This is a genomic window from Pseudomonas putida, from assembly GCF_001636055.1.
Lineage (GTDB): Bacteria > Pseudomonadota > Gammaproteobacteria > Pseudomonadales > Pseudomonadaceae > Aquipseudomonas > Aquipseudomonas machongensis.
The window spans coordinates 3,205,751-3,222,225 of the sequence record NZ_CP011789.1 but is presented as its reverse complement, the minus strand read 5'-3'; the positions used below and the strand labels follow the sequence as shown (position 1 = coordinate 3,222,225).

The window sequence follows — 16,475 nt, the reverse complement described above, 5'->3', positions numbered from 1 at the left end:
GAGCTGCCCCGGCACCGCGCAGCATCGCTTACGAGCGACCGCCCTTGCGGCCCATGTCGTCGCTCTGCTTGTTGCCACCGGACTGCTGGCCACCTTTGCGACCGGCTTCAGACGCTTTTTCCCGGTCGTTGGCGAAGTTGCCAGGATTTTTGCTACCACCCTGACTGCCAGTCTTGTTCTGGTTATTGGCCATGGTCTTGCACCTCTTGTGGCTGTGGGATATGCACGGGCGTTTGCCGTACATAAGTTCGGAGCTCAGCGGCAACAGGGGATTCGGTTTATTACCGAGCCGCCAGACCGGCGGCGCTAAAGGTGCATGGCGGTGTATTTGGCGCGAGGTGCATTGCGCTACGGAGCATTCTCGAGGCGACGCTGGCGACGGCCCAACCAGGCGCCGGTACCCCCCCAACCGAGCGCGAGGATGGCGCCAATCGACATCGCCAACTGCGGATGCTCGCCCAGCAGGTCCAGGCCACGCTTGACCCAACCGCTCAAGGCATCGCCACCCCGGTAGACCACGGTGTCGATGAAGTTCTTGGCTTTGTATTTCTCTTCGGCGGGCAACACGGTAAAGAGCATCTCCCGCCCCGGGCGAACCAGGGCGTACTCGCCAGCACGACGCATGACCATCACGAAGACGAACACTGCAAATACCGGCGCCAGCGCCAGCCAGACGAAACCGACCGCCATCACCAGGGGCACGCCGACCAGTAGCACGCCGACACCCAGGCGCCGGGCCAGGCGTCCGGTGAGAAAGACCTGGGTGAGTATCGCCAGGGTTTGCACGACCGTATCGATCAGGCCGAAGACCTGTGTCTGACGTGTCCGGTCGCTGAACGTCTCGCTGACGATACGGGCCTGCTCGAAATACAGGAACGTGCTGACGCTGGCCAGCAGTACGACGAACAACGCGATACCCAACAGGTAGCGCGACCGCAGCACGGCGGTGGCGCCGGAAAACGGATTGCCGCCCAGCGGCCGCGAGGCCGGATGCGCGGTGCTGGTCGGCAGCGGATTCAGCTCACGCCAGTGTTGCAGGTACAGCGCAGCGCCTATGCTGCCAAGCAGGCAGACGCCCGCCAGCACCAATAAACCCGCATGCCCGAGGGGAGAAACCAGCAGAGTGCCAAGAATCGGCCCGCTCAGGCCGCCAAAGCTTGCACCCGCCGCGAGCAGGCCGAACAGGCGCTTGCCCTGCTCGCTGGAAAACAGGTCTGCCAGTACGCTCCAGGCCAGGGAGATGGCCAGCAGGTTGAAAACCGACAGCCAGATATAAAAAGCCCGCGCATTCCAGAGGTCGTCCGGGTCGCGGGCAAAGAGCACAGCAAACAACAGCAGGTTGCTGGCGAAGAAGGCGTAGGTCCACGGCAGGATGCGTCGCCTCTTCACCCGTGATGCAAGCCATCCGAATAGCGGCAGGCAGGCCAGGGTGGCAATGAAGGTACCGGTGAACAGCCATTGCAGATTGTCCACCCCACCGGCCACGCCCATGGTTTCACGGACCGGGCGCAGCATGAAATAACCGGTGAACAGCAGGTAGAACAGCGCAAGACCTGCAACCACCGCCGGGCCTTCGCCGGGTTGGATGTTGAGGCTCTGGTCCAGGCGCCGCCGCCAGCCGTTCATGGCGTCAGGCAAATTGCTTGATCAGCGCCTGGCGCTGGGCTTCGCTCAGCAGCGGCCCGCTGCCCGCCTTGAGCTGGTCAAGCTGACGGTCCGGTCGGCCGGTCGCAGGAATTACCGTGGTCACCGCCGGATGACTGATGGCGAACTTCAGGAACATCTGCGCCCAGCTGCCGATGCCCGCCTCGGCCGCCCACCCCGGCAATGCCTGACCTTTGACCCGGGCGAACAGCCGGCCATCGTCGAAAGCACGGTTGACCAGCACCGCGACGCCTTTGTCCTGGCACAGCGGCAGCAGCTCGCGCGCGGCATCCGGGGCGTTCACCGAGTAGTTGATCTGGATGAAATCCAGCGGCTCGTTGCGCACGATGCGCGCCACCTCATCCTGGCCGCTGTTGAGATAGTGAGTGATGCCCACATAGCGCGTCTTGCCTTGCTGCTTCAACTCCCGGGCATAGGGGAGCTGAGTCTGCCAGTCGCGCAGGTTGTGGATCTGCAGCAAGTCGACCTTGTCGGTGCGCAGGCTGGACAGGCTTTGCGCCCATTGCCGTTCGGCGGCGTCGCGGCTGTCGGCGGCGATCTTGGTGGCGATGAAGCACTGACGGTGCCAGCCGCCCTCCTCCAGCAACTGACCGAGAATGGCGTCGGCACCGCCGTAGTTGGGCGAGGTGTCGATGACCTTGCCGCCGCCTTTGAAGAACGCCTCGAGCACAGCCTTGAGCTGTTGGTACTGGGCAGAGCCGGCCTGGACCTCGAAACTGCCGGAAGTGCCGGCACCGATGACCGGCAAGGCCTCCCCGGTGGAGGGGATCTTGCGGGTCAGCAGGCCGCTGGCGGACTCGGCGCGCAGCCAAGGGCTCAGGGCCAGCGCGCCAAGCGCGGCGCTGGCGCGCAGGACATCGCGACGTGCGTACATGAAGGAGGCTCCCGGTTACAGGGGAAACCTTCAAGGCTAGTCGCTCTACCCCGCGATGCGCAGCGATTCTGTATCGGGATATTTAACCGAGCAACAGGCGCAGGTCCAGGCCTTCAGCCCCCATTGGCGGGCACCAGTAGTAGCCGCCGGTCAGTGGTCGGCTGAAGCGGTACAAGGCATCGACCACGCCATCTTCCAGGCCACTCATGCGCCGCAGCTGGATTTCGAAGGCATCGAACGAACGGCCCAGAGCAACGAAAGCCAGCCCTGCGCCACGGTTGTCGGCCCAGGCCACCGAACGGCGCACCATGAAGGCCGCGGGGTCATAGCTTTCCTGCGCGGTACGCTTGACGTGGGCCGACTCCGGCGCGTCTTCCAGTTCCTCGTTGTCGCTCAGGCGACGGCCAATGATGTCGTCCTGCTCTGGCTGAGGCAGCGACTTGAAATAGTTGAGGTCGTGTTTCCACAGCTGGAACGCAGCGAAACTGGAACCTGCCAGGCCCGCTTGCTCGCCCGCCACGATGGCTGCGTCGACAGCATCGTTGTCCCGCGGGTTTTCGGTGCCGTCTTCATAGCCGGTCAGGTCGTGTCCGCCGTGGTGCAGAAAACCATCGACACTGTCGACCAATGTGAAAGCCGGCGCCAGGGCCTGCTCCAGGGCTTGGGCACGCAGGAACAGATCACCACGCGCGTCATCACGCAACCAGAGCCACAGTGCATGCTGGGTGGCCGGGTTTTCGACCGCCGCGTCCAGCTGCGGGAAACTGCGCAAGCCTGGGACATCGCGCCCCAGTGCCTTGGCCAGCGGCGCGCCGACGGCCAGGATCAGGCTGTGGCCGTCGACTTGCTGCAACAAGGCATCCAGAACGGCAGGCAGCGCCTCCCCCGTATGCAGGGCAAAGAACAGGTGACGGGCGTGGGCCGGCACCGGAGTGGCGAGCAGACCTTGCTGGAACGACATGACGAGCTAATCCTTCGGCAAAAGCGCGAATCCTACTGTGCTCGGCAGCCCATCGCAACGCGTCAGGTCGCGGCGAGGTGCGGCTCATCCGGAAATAATCAGTTACTAAAGGCTGGCACTTTGCGATTAGCTGATCGATGGAGCCTGCCTACACTCTCCGGAATCCCTCGCCCACGAGCATGCCGATGACCGCCTCCCCTTTGCTGACTGCCTTCCTGCCCATCGCCCTGGGCATCATCATGCTGGGCCTGGGGTTGTCGCTGACCCTCGCCGACTTCGCCCGAGTGGTGAAGTATCCCAAGCCCGTACTGGTCGGCCTGGCCTGTCAGATCCTGTTGCTGCCGTTCATCTGCTTCCTGATCGCCAACGGGTTTGGCCTGGAGGCCGCGCTGGCAGTGGGCCTGATGCTCCTGGCCGCATCGCCGGGCGGGACTACCGCGAACCTGTTCAGCCACCTGGCACATGGCGACGTGGCACTGAACATCACGCTGACGGCGGTCAACTCGCTGATCGCCATCCTCACCATGCCACTGCTGGTCAACCTGTCGCTGATCTACTTCATGGAGTCGGACCAGGCCATCCCGCTGCAATTCGCCAAGGTCATGCAGGTCTTCGCCATCGTCTTGCTGCCTGTGGGCCTGGGCATGCTGATCCGCCGCTACGCACCGAGCTTTGCCGCGCGGATGGAGAAGCCGATGAAGCTGGTAGCGGCGTTGTTCCTGGCCTTCACCATCGTCCTGGCACTGGCCAAGGACTGGCAGACGGTGGTGGAGTACGCGCCGGTGGTGGGGGTCGCCGCGCTGCTGTTCAACGTGATCAGCCTGGGGTTGGGGTATTGGGTGCCGCGCCTGTTGCGCATCCCGAAACGCCAGGCAATTGCCATCGGCATGGAGATCGGCATTCACAATGGCACCTTGGCCATCGCGCTGGCGCTGAGCCCCAGCCTGCTGAACAACGCCACCATGGCCGTGCCGGCAGCGATCTACAGCCTGATCATGTTCTTCACGGCCGCCGCCTTTGGCTGGTGGGTGAGTCGGGGACACAAAGAAGCCATTGCCGCGCAGGAAACCGCGAATTGAATCCTGCGCGACTCAATCACCTCGCCGCGCGCGCAACTGGCGCTTGAGCTCGCGCAGCGGAGGCGCGTAGAAAAAGCCAAAGGACACGCTACCTTCGCGCCCTTTGACCGCGTGATGAAGCCGGTGCGCCCGGTACAGGCGTTTGAGGTAGCGCTGCATGGGTTTGGGTTTACGCGGCCAATGCCGATGGAAGAAACCGTCGTGGGCCAGCACGTACAGCACACCATAGCCCGCTACACCTGCGCCGACCCACTGCAGGGGCGCGTAGCCGGCCTTGCCCAGCGCCATCAGACCAGCAGCGATAAGGGCCAGCGCCACCAGGTAGAGGTCATTGGTCTCGAGTACACCCAGGTGCGGCTCATGGTGCGAGCGATGCAGCCACCAGCCCCAGCCGTGCATGACGTACTTGTGGGCCAGCGTACCGACACCCTCCATGGCCACCAACGTGGCGAGCAGCACGGCGATGTTGAACAGCATGGGACAGTCCGGCGTGGATGGTGAAAGGCGCCAAGGTTACCACCGCTGACGAACGCATCGGAAACGGTAGGAGGTTTCGGCAATGAAGCAATTGTCATGAATTCGGCCTTGATTCTGCGCAACTGCAGGCGTAAGGTCCGCGTCGCACTTATGCATCCCCTACAGGAGTCCTGCATTGGACAGTAGCCCCAGTCGATTGCGACAGGTCCACACGGCAAGCTAGTCCGGCAGCATTCCTGCCGCTGTCTTGCCGAATACGGTAGACGGCGGTCCATCTCGCCTGCAAAGGCAGATCTCCCCTCTTCTTTCCCGCTCAGCCAGCTCATGCCGGCGAGTGTCGTGGTCCTGCGCGCTCATTCATTTCATCGGCGTCACGCTTGCCAGTGGCGCATGCGCGGGCCATTGCCCGTGGAAAGAGGTTTGCTATGGATTGGAAAGTATTTCTGCTGCGCGTCAGCGTGGCCCTCGTACTCGGCGCCCTGATCGGCGCCGAACGTCAACTGCGCCAGCGCCTGACCGGCCTTCGCACCAATGCGCTGGTCAGCACCGGTGCCTGCCTGTTCGTACTGATGACCCAGGCGGTACCCGGCATGGAACCCAGCGACGCCTCGCGCATCGCCGCGTATGTCGTGTCCGGGATCGGCTTTCTCGGTGGTGGCGTGATCATGCGTGATGGTTTCAACGTGCGCGGCCTGAACACGGCCGCCACGCTCTGGTGCACCGCGGCCATTGGTGTGCTGTGCAGCCTGGGGCTGTTGCTGGAGGCCACTCTGGGCAGCCTGGTGGTGCTGTGTGCCAACATCCTGTTGCGCGACATCGCCCAGCGCCTGGACCGTCAGGACGTGGTGCCCGCCAGTGAAGTCGAGCAACGCTTCGAGGTGCGCATCGTCTGCCGGGCCGAAGACGAGATCCAGGTACGCAGCCTGATGCTGCACAGCCTCAGTGACCCAGGCCTGCGCCTGCAGTCGCTGCACAGCGAAGACCTCCACGACCCGCTGCGCCTGGAAGTACGCGCCGAACTGCTGGGTACCCCACAGGCGCCCGCACAACTCGAGCGTCTGGTCAGCCGAGTGAGCCTGGAGAAAGGCGTCAGCTCGGTGCGCTGGCAACTCCATGCCCAAGCGGTAGAAGTCGATTAAGCATCGTCGCGCAAATGCCGCTCTCTGAGTTCCTGCCGCTCCTTGGCCTCGATGCACAGGGTCGCGGTCGGACGCAGCAGCAGCCGGCGCAGACCGATCGGCTCGCCGGTCTCTTCGCACCAGCCATAATCCCCCTTGGCCAGGCGCTCGAGCGCCTGGTCGATCTTGTCCAGCAGGCGCTTTTCCCGCTCAAGGGTGCGCAACTGCCAATGCCGCTCCTCCTCGGCACTGCCCAGGTCGGCCGGATCGCTGTGCACTTCCTGCTCGCGCAGCGCCTGGAAATCCTGCTCTATACGCTCCTGCAACTCCACCCGCTGCCCCAGCAACAGGTTACGAAAGTACTGGCGCTGGGGTTCGTTCATGTAGGCCTCGGCCGGCTGGCCGAGCAAGTCTTCTTCAGTCATGGGGCACACTCGTGCAATAAAGGGTCATCGATCGAACATCAGCGGCAGGCCCTGGCAGCGTGGCTGCACCTGGCCCTGATGCCAGGCGAGCTGGCCGGATACCACGGTGGTGCGCACCACATGCCGCAGGTGTCGATGCTGAAAGGGTGTCCAGCCACAGCGGGACAGGATCGGGTCGTCGGCGACCGGGCGCGGTTGCGCCAGGCGCTCGACCAGCGCCAGGTCGGCCCAGTAGCCTTCGCGCAGAAAGCCGCGCTCGCGGATGGCGAACAGGCGGGCCACGGCGTGGCTGGTCTTGTCGACTACCTGGGTCAGGCTCAGCACGCCCTCGCCGACCAGCTCCAGCGCGGCTGGCAAAGCATGCTGCACCAGTGGAAGGCCTGAGGGCGCGCGACCATAGACTCGGCGTTTTTCCTCGAGCGTGTGCGGAGCATGATCGGTGCCAATCACGTCGATCACGTCGCCGGCCAGCGCCTGGCGCAGTGCATCGCGGTCGGCACGGGTCTTGATGGCCGGGTTGCATTTGATCAGATGGCCGAGTTGCGCATAGTCGCTGTCATCGAACAGCAGGTGATGCACGCAGATCTCGGCGGTAATGTGCTTGTTGCTCACGGGCCCTGGGGCGAACAGCGCCACTTCACGCGCGGTGGTCAGATGCAGCACATGCAGGCGCGTGCCGAAACGCCTGGCCATGTCCACAGCCAGTGACGAGGAGCGATAGCAGGCATCGGCATCGCGAATCAGCGGGTGAGCGGCCGCAGGAATGAATTCGCCATGGCGCTCCCGCCACAATGCCTCGTTGGCCAGGATGCTCGGGGTGTGTTCGCAGTGGGCCAGCAGGATGGTCGGGCAATAGATGAATAGCCGCTCGAGCACCTGCGGGTCGTCCACCAGCATATTGCCCGTGGACGCACCCATGAACACCTTGACCCCGGCGACTTCACTCGGGTCGAGCGCGGCGATGGTGTCCAGGTTGTCGCGACTGACGCCGAAGTGAAAGCCGTAGTTGGCCTGCGAGCTGGCCGCCGCGCGACGTTTCTTGTCGGCCAGCGCCGCAGTGGTGAGGGTTGGCGGGTCGGTGTTGGGCATGTCCATGAAACTGGTGATGCCGCCGGCCACCGCAGCCCGCGACTCACTGGCAATGTTCCCCTTGTGCTCTGCCCCAGGTTCACGAAAGTGCACCTGGTCATCGATCATTCCCGGCAGCAACCATTGCCCTTGCGCATCGATCTCGACTTTAGCGCGCACGCCTTCGATGCTCGAGGCGATCTTGTCGATGCGCCCGCGGGCGACCAGCAGGTCAGCCTCGAACTCGCGCCCTTCGTTGACCAGCCGTGCGTTGCGTATCAGCAAGTCGGCCATGATCAGAACTCGTTCTGCAGGGCCTTGTAGCCCTGCACCAGGTCGATGTTGGTGCGGGCGACATCCTCGGAGAACTCCGAGGCTGACACGCTGACCGGTGGGTAACGGTCAAGATCGGTGTGCGGGCCGATATGTTCGGTGGGCGGTACGTAAAAGCGCTCCGGCAGGTCGCGACCATCGACCACCGAGTTGTGACGCACGACGCTGCCATCACCCACGCGGCAATTGAACAGCACGCTGTTGAAACCGATGAACACCCGATCGCCGATCACGCAGGGGCCATGCACGATGGAGCGGTGGGCGATGGAGGTGTATTCACCGATACTCACCGCCGCGCCGGATTTGGAGTGGATGACCACGCCATCCTGAATGTTGGAGTTGGCACCAATGACGATCGGCTCCATGTCACCGGTGCCGTCCACCTCGTCGGCGCGAATGACCGCGTAGGGGCCGACGAACACATTGTCCTTGATGATGACCTTGCCGCAGATGATCGCGGTCTTGTCGATGTAGGCCGATTCGGCGATTTGCGGGAGGTGGCCGGAAGGGTTTCTGCGGATCACGGTGCGTTTCCTGAGGCAAGCTGATTCACGCAAATGTTACGTTATAACAATTTACTTGCAACCCCCTTCCCCTCCCGCCGAGCATGACGCCGGTGAGAAATTTCAAACTTTCGCCGCTTACCGACGCTCAACCGTCTGCGACACCGATGTCGCGACCACGGACAAGGAGAGACACATGAATACTCTGTTCCTCAAGCGAGCCGGTCTGTGCATGGCCATGGGCCTTGCCTCGATGCAGGTGATGGCCGCTTCCTCCGACGATTTCGTCGAGGCCGCGACCGAAGCCGGTATCGCTGAAGTCGTAACCGGCAACCTGGCGCTGGAAAAGAGCAAGGACGCCGAGATCAAGACCTTCGCCCAGCAGATGGTCACCGATCACACCCAGGCCAACCAGAAGCTCGGTGATATCGCCCGCAAGCTGGATATCAGCGTGCCTGACGAGGCTGCGCTCACCGACAAAGTCAAGAAGATGATCCTGGAATGGCGCGACGAGTCGTTCGACAAGTCCTATGTCAACAATCAGGTCGATGCCCACGAGAAAGCCGTGGAGCTGTTCAAGAAGGAAGCCGCATCGTCCGACAAGCCGGAGCTCAAGGCCTTCGCCAGCGAAACCCTGCCCACCCTCGAGAAGCACCTGGAGCATGCCAAACAGCTTCAGGCCAAGCACGGCAAGTGATCCACAGGTAATCAGAGAGGCTTGATATGAGTAATGATGCTCTGCGCGCCGAAGTACTGACTCGGCTACTGCATGCCCACCCTGAAGGTCTGGGTAAGGAAGTACTGGACAACTACCGCGGCGAAAAGGCCGTGGCCGGCATGCTCAAGACGCTTCAGGAGGCCGGCTTGATCCATGATGGCAGCGTCAATGTCGATGCCGATCACCAGATCAGCGTGCGTTATCCAATCAAGTTGTCCAGTGCCGGCGTAGACGCGGCGCGTCAGCTCGACAGCTGAACCCTCGGGCTTGCGGGCGCGGCACTTGCTGCCGCGTGCGCACGCCCGAGGGATCATGACTCGGTTACTTACCTTTCTTTTCGTGATCGCGAGGTGGCTTTGCCGGACCTTGCGGGTCGACTTGCGGATCCTCCAGGTCAGGAGAGTCCGGATCAAAACCCAGGTCCTGCTTGCTGGACGCCTTGTCGGAGGAGTGAGGCCCTTGCGCAGGGTGGGGACGTTTCTGTTCGCTCATGGTGCGTTCTCCGTAACGGTGTCTACAGAAGAAAGCGCGGGTCTGGCGAAGTTTGATTTATCTACGCGCCCTTTGCCTGGAAGGTCTCGAGCTGCGCACAGCGCGCCTCGCTAAGTGTCAGACGATCCTGCAGGCGCTCGATCAGGCGCATATGTTCGGCGCAGATGTCACGCTGACCCACCAGCGCCTGACGCTCGCTGTCCAACTGCCGACGTACCTCCTCGCTCGCCCCCTGCGCCTGGGCCAGGATCGAGCGCAGCCCTTGAACCTGGGCATCGCGCTGCTCCAATTGTTCGTCGAGTTGTTTGTGCTGGGCGCTGGCCTGTCGGTTTTCGGTCAGCAGGCGCTCATTCTCACGGTGCAGGTGTGTCAGTTCTTCCTGGCGGGCGATCGCGTCCTGCTGCAACTGACGCAATTCCCCTTGCGTCTGCTGCAACTGCTCGTCCTTGTCGGTCAGCCTGAGCCGCAGTTCGCCCAGGGACTGGTTGAGGCTGGCGCTGCGCAGTTGCTCGGCCTGCAGAGTGCTCAGCGCTGTCTCGAGCTTTTCCGACTCGGCCGCAAGGGCGCTGACCTGAATCTGTTGTTGCTGGTGAGCAGCCGCGAGTGCTTGCTGGGCAAGTTGCAACTGCACCTGCAATTGGCCGCGCTGTTCATCGAACACCGCCTGCGCGTCGCGAATACGGGCCTCTGCTTCCTCGCGCAACTGCTCGGCCAGTTGGCCAACGAAACGCCCCAGCGTGTCGCTGAGGGCCGGTGAACGCTTGTCAGCCAGCGGTTGCAGCGCTTCGAGCTCGCGCATGTAGCGATGAATGGTGGTTTTCGAACCGGTGTTACCCAATTCGATACGTACTGCATCAATACTCGGATGCTCGCCCCGGGCGATCAGCGCCTGCCGTGCCTGCTGTACTGCCGCCTTGTCGATGCCGCCGCGGGCCATGTTCGCTCCTAGATTTCGTACCGTGGTATGTAGCCCGTAATTACATACCATAAATGTAGCTTTTCCCAGCAGATTCTTGGGCTCTGTACGAAATGTGTTGAGGGTAGGAGCTCCCAGGAACCAGGTACTCGGATTGGCCTTAGCCCTGGCGCAGCCAGTCGATGAAGCGCGCGAACAGCTCCGATTGCGAATTGATACCCAGCTTCAGATAGAGATTCTTGCGGTGCATGCGTACGGTCTCCGGCGAAATGCCGAGGTCCTGTGCCGTTGACTTCACCGAATGGCCACGCAGGATCATGTGTGCAACCTCACGCTCGCGATCAGTCAGCACCTGGCAGCCGAAGCTGTCGAACGCAGCCTGCAGACTTGCGTGCTCCAGCGGCGCCGAACCTGGTTCGAGGTTGTACCGTGCATAGCGCCCCAGCAGTTCGCGCACCATGGGTTCGACCGCGCGCAACAGGTCGATCTGTTGCGCGCTCAGCCGTGTGCCGCTGCAGCCCTGGAACAGGCTCAGAGAAAGCTTGCGGCCATCGCTGAGGTCGGTGATGTAATAGCTGTCTTCGCTGCAGCCAGTGCCCAGGTAGTAAGCCTTGTAGTAGTCACTGTCGAAGAAGTTGTCCGGCGCGATGTCCTGCAAGTGATAGAAACCTTCGGCCAGCCCGCTCTGCACCGCCAGGCAGAACGGATCGAGCAGGTAGCCGGCCGCAAAGTAGCGGTTGAGCACGGCGTCGCGATGGGCATCGGGAATACCCTGCTGGTACAACAGCCGCGGCGCCTGCCCCTGGCTTTCGACGCTGATCATCATCGACTCCACCGCCACCAGTTGGCCCAGCGCCTTGGCCAGATGCTGCAGGGCCTGTGGTGATTCGCTATGGGACAACGCACCTTGCAACGCCGCATGCCACTGTTGCAGCGCGCCGAGAGTGAGGGTGAGCGGTGTGTCGGGAGAGGCCTGGGTCATGCCCGGCAGTCTAGCCTGCCGGGCACGCCCACGCACAGCCCGTTGCAGGCTGCTCATCGCCCTTGATACAACCCTTGCGCAGCAAGCTCGCGCGCGGTTTCGAGGATGCACTGGCGCAGGGTTTCGACGATCTCGTCGACCTGGGCGCGGGTGACGATCAGCGGCGGCGACATCACGTTCAGGTGCATGATCGGCCGCACCAGCAAACCCCTGGCCTGGGCCTTGCTGTGGATGCGCTCACCAATATTGATCACATCGTCGAACAGTGCCTTGCTCGCCTTGTCGGCGACGAATTCGACGCAGGCCATCAGCTTCATGCAGCGCACATCGCCTACCAGCGGCAGATCGCGCAGGCTCTGCAGGCGTTGTTCCAGGTAGCTGCCAACATCCTTGACGTGTTCCAGCAAGCTTTCCCGCTCGATGATCTCGATGTTCTTCAGCGCCGCGGTACAGCACACTGGATGGCCGCTGTAGGTGAACCCGTGGGTGAAGCAACGCCCCTTGCCCGGCTCGGCGATCACCTGCCAGATACGCTCGGAGAAGATGCACGCACCCAGTGGCAGGTAGGCGGACGTCAGGCCCTTGGCCGTGGTGATGATATCCGGGGTGACACCGAACAGCTCTTCGCTGGCGAAGAAGGTGCCCAGGCGTCCGAACGAGGTCACTACTTCGTCGGCGACGAACAGGATGTCGTAGGTCTGGCACAGCTGCCACATGCGCGCGAAGTACCCCTCGGGCGGGATGATCACCCCGCCCGAGCCCATGATAGGTTCGGCGAAGAAGGCTGCGACGTTGTCGGCCCCCAGGGAGAGAATCTTGTCCTCGAACTCGGCGACCAGAAAGTCGAGGAATTCGGCTTCGTCCATGTTGTCCGGGGCGCGGTACGGGTTGGGGTTGGAGATGTGGTGGATCAGGTCGTGGGCATAGTCGAACTCAGGTACCCGGTCGGCAGCCTTGTTGCCGATCTGCATGGTCAGGGTGGTCGAGCCGTGGTAGGCGTTATAGCGGGCGATGATGTGTTTCTTGCCCGGCTTGCCGCGGCAGTTCTGGTAGTACTGGATCAGTCGGTAGGCGGTGTCCACGGCAGTCGAGCCGCCTGTGGTGAGGAAGACATGGTCCAGGTCGCCCGGTGCCAGTTGCGCAAGCTTGCGGCAGAGCTCGATGGCCACGTCGTTGGCCATGTCCGAGAACGGGTTCGAATAGGCAAGCTTGCGCACCTGGTCGGCAATGGCCAAGGCCATTTCCTCGCGCCCCAGGCCAATGTTGGTGCACCACATGCCGCCAACGGCATCGAGGAAGCGGTTGCCTTGGGTATCGCGGATATAGGCGCCTTCGCCTTCGGTGATGTTCAGCGCGCCCTGTTCGCGATGCTCGTCGAACATATGGTAACCGTGCATGTAATGGGCCTTGTCGGCTTCCACCAATGGATCGTGGACGATAGCGAATGCGTTGTTTGAGGTGGCCATGGGCAGCTCCTTGGCGAGGATCGTTCGAAAATGTTCAGAATCCGGTCTTGACCGTGCTCCAGACCCGCGTGATCGCACGCATGTCCTTGGGTGTCTGGGTCTTTTGCGCGAACAGCCGTTCGCGGGTCTGGGCGTCCGGGTAGATCGCCGGGTCCTGGCGGATATCGGCCTTTACCAGGGCGGTGGCCGCGGCATTGCTGTTGGCGTAGTGGATGAAGTTGGTCACCTTGGCCATGGTCTGTGGCTGCAGCAGGAACTCGATGAAGCGATGGGCGTTGCTGGCGTGCGGCGCGTCCTTGGGGATGTAGAGGTTGTCGAACCAGATCAGCGAGCCTTCCTTGGGAATGAAGAACGCCAGCTTGATAGCCTTCTTCGCCTCCACCGCACGCGCCTGGGCGGTGGCGTAGTCGCCCGACCAGGTCAAGGCCAGGCACACGTCGCCGTTGGGCAGGCTGGTCAGGTAGTTGACCGAGTCGAACTTGCGGATATAGGGGCGGATGCCCAGCAGTAGCTGCTCGGCGGCCTTGAGATCTGCCGGTGCGGCGCTGCGCGGATCCTTGCCCAGGTACTGCAGGGCCAGTGGAATCACTTCGGTGGGGGCGTCCATCAAAGTCACCCCGCAATCGGCGAAGCGCGAAACAATGGCAGGGTCGAACAACATGGCCAGCGAGCCGATCGGTGCGTCGGGCATGCGCGCCTTGATCTTGTCGACGTTGTAGGTAACGCCGGAGCTGCCCCAGGTGTAGGGCGCCGAGTACTTCAGGCCAGGGTCGTAACCTTGCAGGTTGCTGACCACCTGCTCGTCGAGGTTGTGCCAACTGGGCAGTTGCTGTTTGTCCAGGGCCTGGAACACACCGGCCTGGATCAGCGGTGGCACCAGCGACGCATTGAGCATGACCAGGTCGTAGCCGGAGCGGCCGGTGAGCAGTTTGGTCTGGACCGTTTCATAGCCATCGAAGGTGTCGTAAACCACTTTGATGCCGGTGGCCTTTTCGAAGTCGGCCAAGGTGGTTTCACCGATGTAGTCAGTCCAGTTGTACAGCCTGAGCGTGTTGCTGCTGTCCCCCTCTGCCGCTGCCTGCACCAGTGCCGTCGAGGACACCAGCAGCAGACCGCCAATCACCTTCAGTGCCTTGCGCATAGCAACTCCATCGTGTGACTGCTCCGGATTGAGCCGATGGGGTCACTATGGGAGGTCTGGCTGGCTGCAGACATACCCCGAATGTGTGGGTGGTCGTTTTTGGGAAGGTCGCAGATGTGTCACTGGTTGATCAGCGTCAGCGTGCCGATATCCAGCAGGCTGAAAAAACCGCTGCTCCAGCCACCGGTATCCAGGTGCCATACGTTGCCCAATACCTTGTGCGTGAGCACCGGGGTGTGGCCGACCAGCAGCGCACGCAGCCCCTGGATGGGTTGGCTATCGCCGCTCTTCAGGCGCCGGCGCGACCATTGGCAGACCTCGCGCACGGCAGGGTCGTCCCTCGTCTGCAGGCAGGCGCGCAGCTCAGCCCAGTCGGCGAACGGACTGTCTGCATGCAGCATGCCGACCAAGCCGTGGGCAGTCTCTACTTCGAGCGCGACCGGCAGGCGTTCGAACTGCTCGACGAAGCGCGCCTGCTCAGCCTTGGGCAAGTCGAGAAACCAGCCCCCGCCAGCCGCACGGTACATGTCCAGATCAACACGGCCACCGCGATAGTGGCTGATGGCCAATGCTTCATGATTGCCCTGCACGGCATGAAACCAGGGTTGCGCCAACCAGTTCAGGGCCTCTTCGCTGGCCGGGCCCCGGTCGACCAGGTCACCGACACTGAACAGCCGATCGACCTCGGGATCGAATGCCGCCTGCTCGAGCGCGGCCTGCAGGCGTTGGAAGTGCCCGTGGATATCGCCGATCGCCAAGTCGCGCCCTTTGTCGTTGGCAGCTAGCTGCCGAAAACGCGCCATTACATCATTCCTCTGCTGTGTCGCCGGCACCAGGCGTAGAATGGCGCGACAACGACGATCCTAACGCGGAGATGCATCATGCGCTCTACCCTCGCCTGCGCTGCACTGATGGTGCTGGCATACGACAGCATGGCACAAGGCATCCCGCCCGCGCAGGTCCAGGTCAGCTTCGATCACCCGGAAAAATTCCGCGATGCCAGCCTGAACAGCCCCGGCTATGAGCGCGGCGCCGACCCAGAAGTGATGAAGGCACTCACCCGGCACCTGGAAAAACTTGGCCAGCGCTACCTTCAGCCTGGTCAGCGAGTACACATCGACATCCGCGACATCGATCTGGCCGGCCGCTACGAACCCTGGAATAGTCAGGCCTACAACGTACGTTTCATGCGCGAAATCACCTGGCCGACCATCGACCTGAGCTACACCCTCGTTCAACCCGGCCAGCCCGAGCGCAAGGCCGAGGAACGCGTCAGCGACAAGATGTACCTGAGCCGCCCGGGCCGCGTGGGCAGCAGCGATCGCCTGTATGCCGAGAAGGCCATGCTCGATGACTGGTTCCGCCAGCGTTTCGCTGCACGGCCGGCGTCCTGAGTTTTGCTGGTTAACGGCGAGCGGCTGAGGGTATCCTCTCCCTTTGTATCACCCAAGGAAGGATCCCCGTGAAGTACCTGCTGCTGGCATTCGCCAGCTATGCCTCCTGCTACTACCTGGTTGGCTTGCTGATTCGCGGCAGGCTGGCAGACATCGCCGAAGGGTTGCGCCATCGCCCGGATGCACCGACACCCGGCCAATACCTGCGTGAGGTCGAACGCCATGCCCGACGGGCGCAGCGGCACTACAGCCTGTTCGCAGGCTCGGTACTCGCGCTGGTGCTGTGCGCGTTGGCGTGGTGGTTGAGCTGAGCGCTCAGAACAGCGACAGGCTCTGCCTGCCCTCGAGCGCCAGCAGATACTGCTTTGCCGGCAAGCCGCCAGCAAAGCCTGTCAGGCTGCCCGAGGCACCGATCACCCGATGGCAGGGTGCGATGATCGAGATCGGGTTGCGCCCATTGGCTGCCCCTACCGCACGCACTGCCGTGGGGTTGCCGATCTGTCGGGCGATATCGCTGTAGCTGCGAGTCTGGCCGAAAGGAATGGTCAGCAGCGCCTCCCAGACCTGGCGCTGGAATTCCGTGCCATCGAAGTCCAGCGGCAGCTCGAAGCGCTGGCGCTGGCCGGCGAAATACTCGCCTAACTGACGGGCAGCTTCCCGCAGTACGGGCACCTGGTCATCACGGTGCAGTTCGCCAAGGCGCACCCGATTGGCACGCTCCTCTTCCCATAGCACGGCGGCCAGGCACTCGCCACGGGCGACCAGTGTCAGGGTGCCGACTGGCGATGACATGAGGGTGAAAGCGCTCGACATGGGCAGATCCTGATGCTGGCTGACGACCCCGGCACTCTACCGATCGCGTG

General features: G+C 62.8%; 21 protein-coding genes. 6 read left to right on the top strand and 15 right to left on the bottom strand.

The features are described 5' to 3' along the window. Positions 1-28 precede the first annotated feature (28 nt). The 4 genes from AB688_RS14320 to AB688_RS14305 all read right to left on the bottom strand — a co-directional run bounded on the left by AB688_RS14320 (position 29) and on the right by AB688_RS14305 (position 3,500). Positions 29-193 (bottom strand): general stress protein, encoded by a 165-nt coding sequence (locus AB688_RS14320; protein ID WP_054891392.1) that lies wholly within the window; start codon positions 191-193, stop codon positions 29-31. Positions 194-348: 155 nt separating this feature from the next. Beyond that, complete coding sequence (locus AB688_RS14315) at positions 349-1,626, bottom strand: NTP/NDP exchange transporter (protein WP_063544873.1); 1,278 nt, start codon at positions 1,624-1,626, stop codon at positions 349-351. A 4-nt stretch (positions 1,627-1,630) separates the two neighbouring features. Beyond that, positions 1,631-2,539, bottom strand: coding sequence for an aldo/keto reductase (locus AB688_RS14310; RefSeq protein WP_063544872.1), 909 nt, complete (start codon positions 2,537-2,539; stop codon positions 1,631-1,633). 82 nt (positions 2,540-2,621) lie between these two features. After that, positions 2,622-3,500: a Dyp-type peroxidase gene (locus tag AB688_RS14305; RefSeq protein ID WP_063544871.1), complete on the bottom strand. Its 879-nt coding sequence runs from the start codon at positions 3,498-3,500 to the stop codon at positions 2,622-2,624. A gap of 185 nt (positions 3,501-3,685) precedes the next feature. On the opposite strand from AB688_RS14305, the gene AB688_RS14300 reads away from it, so the two are divergent. Further along, the gene (locus tag AB688_RS14300) at positions 3,686-4,579 is read left to right on the top strand and encodes a bile acid:sodium symporter family protein (RefSeq protein ID WP_063544870.1); all 894 of its coding nucleotides are present in this window, start codon (positions 3,686-3,688) and stop codon (positions 4,577-4,579) included. Positions 4,580-4,591: 12 nt separating this feature from the next. On the opposite strand, the gene AB688_RS14295 is transcribed toward AB688_RS14300, so the two are convergent. Further along, positions 4,592-5,056, bottom strand: coding sequence for a sterol desaturase family protein (locus AB688_RS14295; RefSeq protein ID WP_063544869.1), 465 nt, complete (start codon positions 5,054-5,056; stop codon positions 4,592-4,594). A gap of 425 nt (positions 5,057-5,481) precedes the next feature. Here AB688_RS14295 and AB688_RS14290 point away from each other — a divergent pair, with 425 nt between their 5' ends. Then, the gene (locus AB688_RS14290; RefSeq protein WP_063544868.1) at positions 5,482-6,195 is read left to right on the top strand and encodes an MgtC/SapB family protein; all 714 of its coding nucleotides are present in this window, start codon (positions 5,482-5,484) and stop codon (positions 6,193-6,195) included. Here the strand turns inward: AB688_RS14290 and dksA are convergent. Genes dksA through AB688_RS14275 form a run of 3 tightly spaced genes read right to left on the bottom strand, consistent with a single transcriptional unit; the run spans position 6,192 to position 8,524 of the window. After that, entirely contained in the window at positions 6,192-6,599 is a 408-nt protein-coding gene (gene dksA / locus AB688_RS14285; protein WP_054891385.1) for an RNA polymerase-binding protein DksA, read from the bottom strand. The two genes, AB688_RS14290 and dksA, sit on opposite strands and share 4 nt — an antisense overlap. Before the next feature lie 24 nt (positions 6,600-6,623). Continuing rightward, positions 6,624-7,961 (bottom strand): dihydroorotase, encoded by a 1,338-nt coding sequence (locus AB688_RS14280; protein ID WP_063544867.1) that lies wholly within the window; start codon positions 7,959-7,961, stop codon positions 6,624-6,626. A gap of 2 nt (positions 7,962-7,963) precedes the next feature. Further along, positions 7,964-8,524, bottom strand: coding sequence for a carbonate dehydratase (locus AB688_RS14275; protein ID WP_063544866.1), 561 nt, complete (start codon positions 8,522-8,524; stop codon positions 7,964-7,966). 175 nt (positions 8,525-8,699) lie between these two features. Here AB688_RS14275 and AB688_RS14270 point away from each other — a divergent pair, with 175 nt between their 5' ends. Both AB688_RS14270 and AB688_RS14265 read left to right on the top strand, forming a co-directional pair. Beyond that, a complete protein-coding gene (locus AB688_RS14270; protein WP_063544865.1) occupies positions 8,700-9,200 on the top strand; it encodes a DUF4142 domain-containing protein in 501 nt (166 codons plus the stop codon). Positions 9,201-9,226: 26 nt separating this feature from the next. Further along, a complete protein-coding gene (locus tag AB688_RS14265; RefSeq protein ID WP_054891381.1) occupies positions 9,227-9,478 on the top strand; it encodes a hypothetical protein in 252 nt (83 codons plus the stop codon). Between the two features lie 64 nt (positions 9,479-9,542). On the opposite strand, the gene AB688_RS27035 is transcribed toward AB688_RS14265, so the two are convergent. The 6 genes from AB688_RS27035 to AB688_RS14240 all read right to left on the bottom strand — a co-directional run bounded on the left by AB688_RS27035 (position 9,543) and on the right by AB688_RS14240 (position 15,021). Continuing rightward, complete coding sequence (locus AB688_RS27035; RefSeq protein ID WP_177339335.1) at positions 9,543-9,713, bottom strand: DUF6021 family protein; 171 nt, start codon at positions 9,711-9,713, stop codon at positions 9,543-9,545. 61 nt (positions 9,714-9,774) lie between these two features. After that, positions 9,775-10,650, bottom strand: a complete 876-nt coding sequence (locus AB688_RS14260; RefSeq protein ID WP_063544864.1) for a DNA-binding protein — start codon at positions 10,648-10,650, stop codon at positions 9,775-9,777. Between the two features lie 139 nt (positions 10,651-10,789). After that, positions 10,790-11,668 carry a helix-turn-helix domain-containing protein gene (locus tag AB688_RS14255; protein WP_063544863.1) on the bottom strand — a complete coding sequence of 293 codons (879 nt, stop codon included), beginning with the start codon at positions 11,666-11,668 and terminating at the stop codon, positions 10,790-10,792. Next, positions 11,665-13,077 (bottom strand): aminotransferase, encoded by a 1,413-nt coding sequence (locus tag AB688_RS14250; RefSeq protein ID WP_063544862.1) that lies wholly within the window; start codon positions 13,075-13,077, stop codon positions 11,665-11,667. The genes AB688_RS14255 and AB688_RS14250 overlap by 4 nt, the downstream gene beginning before the upstream one ends. Before the next feature lie 34 nt (positions 13,078-13,111). Beyond that, the gene (locus tag AB688_RS14245; protein WP_063544861.1) at positions 13,112-14,218 is read right to left on the bottom strand and encodes a polyamine ABC transporter substrate-binding protein; all 1,107 of its coding nucleotides are present in this window, start codon (positions 14,216-14,218) and stop codon (positions 13,112-13,114) included. Between the two features lie 119 nt (positions 14,219-14,337). Then, positions 14,338-15,021, bottom strand: coding sequence for a metallophosphoesterase (locus tag AB688_RS14240; protein ID WP_063544860.1), 684 nt, complete (start codon positions 15,019-15,021; stop codon positions 14,338-14,340). A gap of 78 nt (positions 15,022-15,099) precedes the next feature. On the opposite strand from AB688_RS14240, the gene AB688_RS14235 reads away from it, so the two are divergent. Continuing rightward, entirely contained in the window at positions 15,100-15,612 is a 513-nt protein-coding gene (locus tag AB688_RS14235; protein ID WP_063544859.1) for a DUF3016 domain-containing protein, read from the top strand. 68 nt (positions 15,613-15,680) lie between these two features. Further along, a complete protein-coding gene (locus AB688_RS14230; RefSeq protein WP_063544858.1) occupies positions 15,681-15,923 on the top strand; it encodes a hypothetical protein in 243 nt (80 codons plus the stop codon). Positions 15,924-15,927: 4 nt separating this feature from the next. On the opposite strand, the gene AB688_RS14225 is transcribed toward AB688_RS14230, so the two are convergent. Then, positions 15,928-16,425, bottom strand: coding sequence for a methylated-DNA--[protein]-cysteine S-methyltransferase (locus tag AB688_RS14225; RefSeq protein WP_063544857.1), 498 nt, complete (start codon positions 16,423-16,425; stop codon positions 15,928-15,930). Between the last annotated feature and the right edge of the window lie 50 nt (positions 16,426-16,475).

Excerpts from the sequence above, each read along its gene's own strand:
- AB688_RS14290 (WP_063544868.1), top strand. The coding sequence starts at position 5,482 with ATGGATTGGAAAGTATTTCTGCTGCGCGTCAGCGTGGCCCTCGTACTC.
- AB688_RS14250 (WP_063544862.1), bottom strand. The coding sequence starts at position 13,077 with ATGGCCACCTCAAACAACGCATTCGCTATCGTCCACGATCCATTGGTG.
- AB688_RS14240 (WP_063544860.1), bottom strand. The coding sequence starts at position 15,021 with ATGGCGCGTTTTCGGCAGCTAGCTGCCAACGACAAAGGGCGCGACTTG.
- AB688_RS14255 (WP_063544863.1), bottom strand. The coding sequence starts at position 11,668 with ATGAGCAGCCTGCAACGGGCTGTGCGTGGGCGTGCCCGGCAGGCTAGA.
- AB688_RS14305 (WP_063544871.1), bottom strand. The coding sequence starts at position 3,500 with ATGTCGTTCCAGCAAGGTCTGCTCGCCACTCCGGTGCCGGCCCACGCC.
- AB688_RS14265 (WP_054891381.1), top strand. The coding sequence starts at position 9,227 with ATGAGTAATGATGCTCTGCGCGCCGAAGTACTGACTCGGCTACTGCAT.
- AB688_RS14270 (WP_063544865.1), top strand. The coding sequence starts at position 8,700 with ATGAATACTCTGTTCCTCAAGCGAGCCGGTCTGTGCATGGCCATGGGC.
- AB688_RS14320 (WP_054891392.1), bottom strand. The coding sequence starts at position 193 with ATGGCCAATAACCAGAACAAGACTGGCAGTCAGGGTGGTAGCAAAAAT.
- dksA (WP_054891385.1), bottom strand. The coding sequence starts at position 6,599 with ATGACTGAAGAAGACTTGCTCGGCCAGCCGGCCGAGGCCTACATGAAC.
- AB688_RS27035 (WP_177339335.1), bottom strand. The coding sequence starts at position 9,713 with ATGAGCGAACAGAAACGTCCCCACCCTGCGCAAGGGCCTCACTCCTCC.
- AB688_RS14235 (WP_063544859.1), top strand. The coding sequence starts at position 15,100 with ATGCGCTCTACCCTCGCCTGCGCTGCACTGATGGTGCTGGCATACGAC.
- AB688_RS14280 (WP_063544867.1), bottom strand. The coding sequence starts at position 7,961 with ATGGCCGACTTGCTGATACGCAACGCACGGCTGGTCAACGAAGGGCGC.
- AB688_RS14225 (WP_063544857.1), bottom strand. The coding sequence starts at position 16,425 with ATGTCGAGCGCTTTCACCCTCATGTCATCGCCAGTCGGCACCCTGACA.
- AB688_RS14300 (WP_063544870.1), top strand. The coding sequence starts at position 3,686 with ATGACCGCCTCCCCTTTGCTGACTGCCTTCCTGCCCATCGCCCTGGGC.
- AB688_RS14260 (WP_063544864.1), bottom strand. The coding sequence starts at position 10,650 with ATGGCCCGCGGCGGCATCGACAAGGCGGCAGTACAGCAGGCACGGCAG.
- AB688_RS14315 (WP_063544873.1), bottom strand. The coding sequence starts at position 1,626 with ATGAACGGCTGGCGGCGGCGCCTGGACCAGAGCCTCAACATCCAACCC.
- AB688_RS14245 (WP_063544861.1), bottom strand. The coding sequence starts at position 14,218 with ATGCGCAAGGCACTGAAGGTGATTGGCGGTCTGCTGCTGGTGTCCTCG.
- AB688_RS14295 (WP_063544869.1), bottom strand. The coding sequence starts at position 5,056 with ATGCTGTTCAACATCGCCGTGCTGCTCGCCACGTTGGTGGCCATGGAG.
- AB688_RS14310 (WP_063544872.1), bottom strand. The coding sequence starts at position 2,539 with ATGTACGCACGTCGCGATGTCCTGCGCGCCAGCGCCGCGCTTGGCGCG.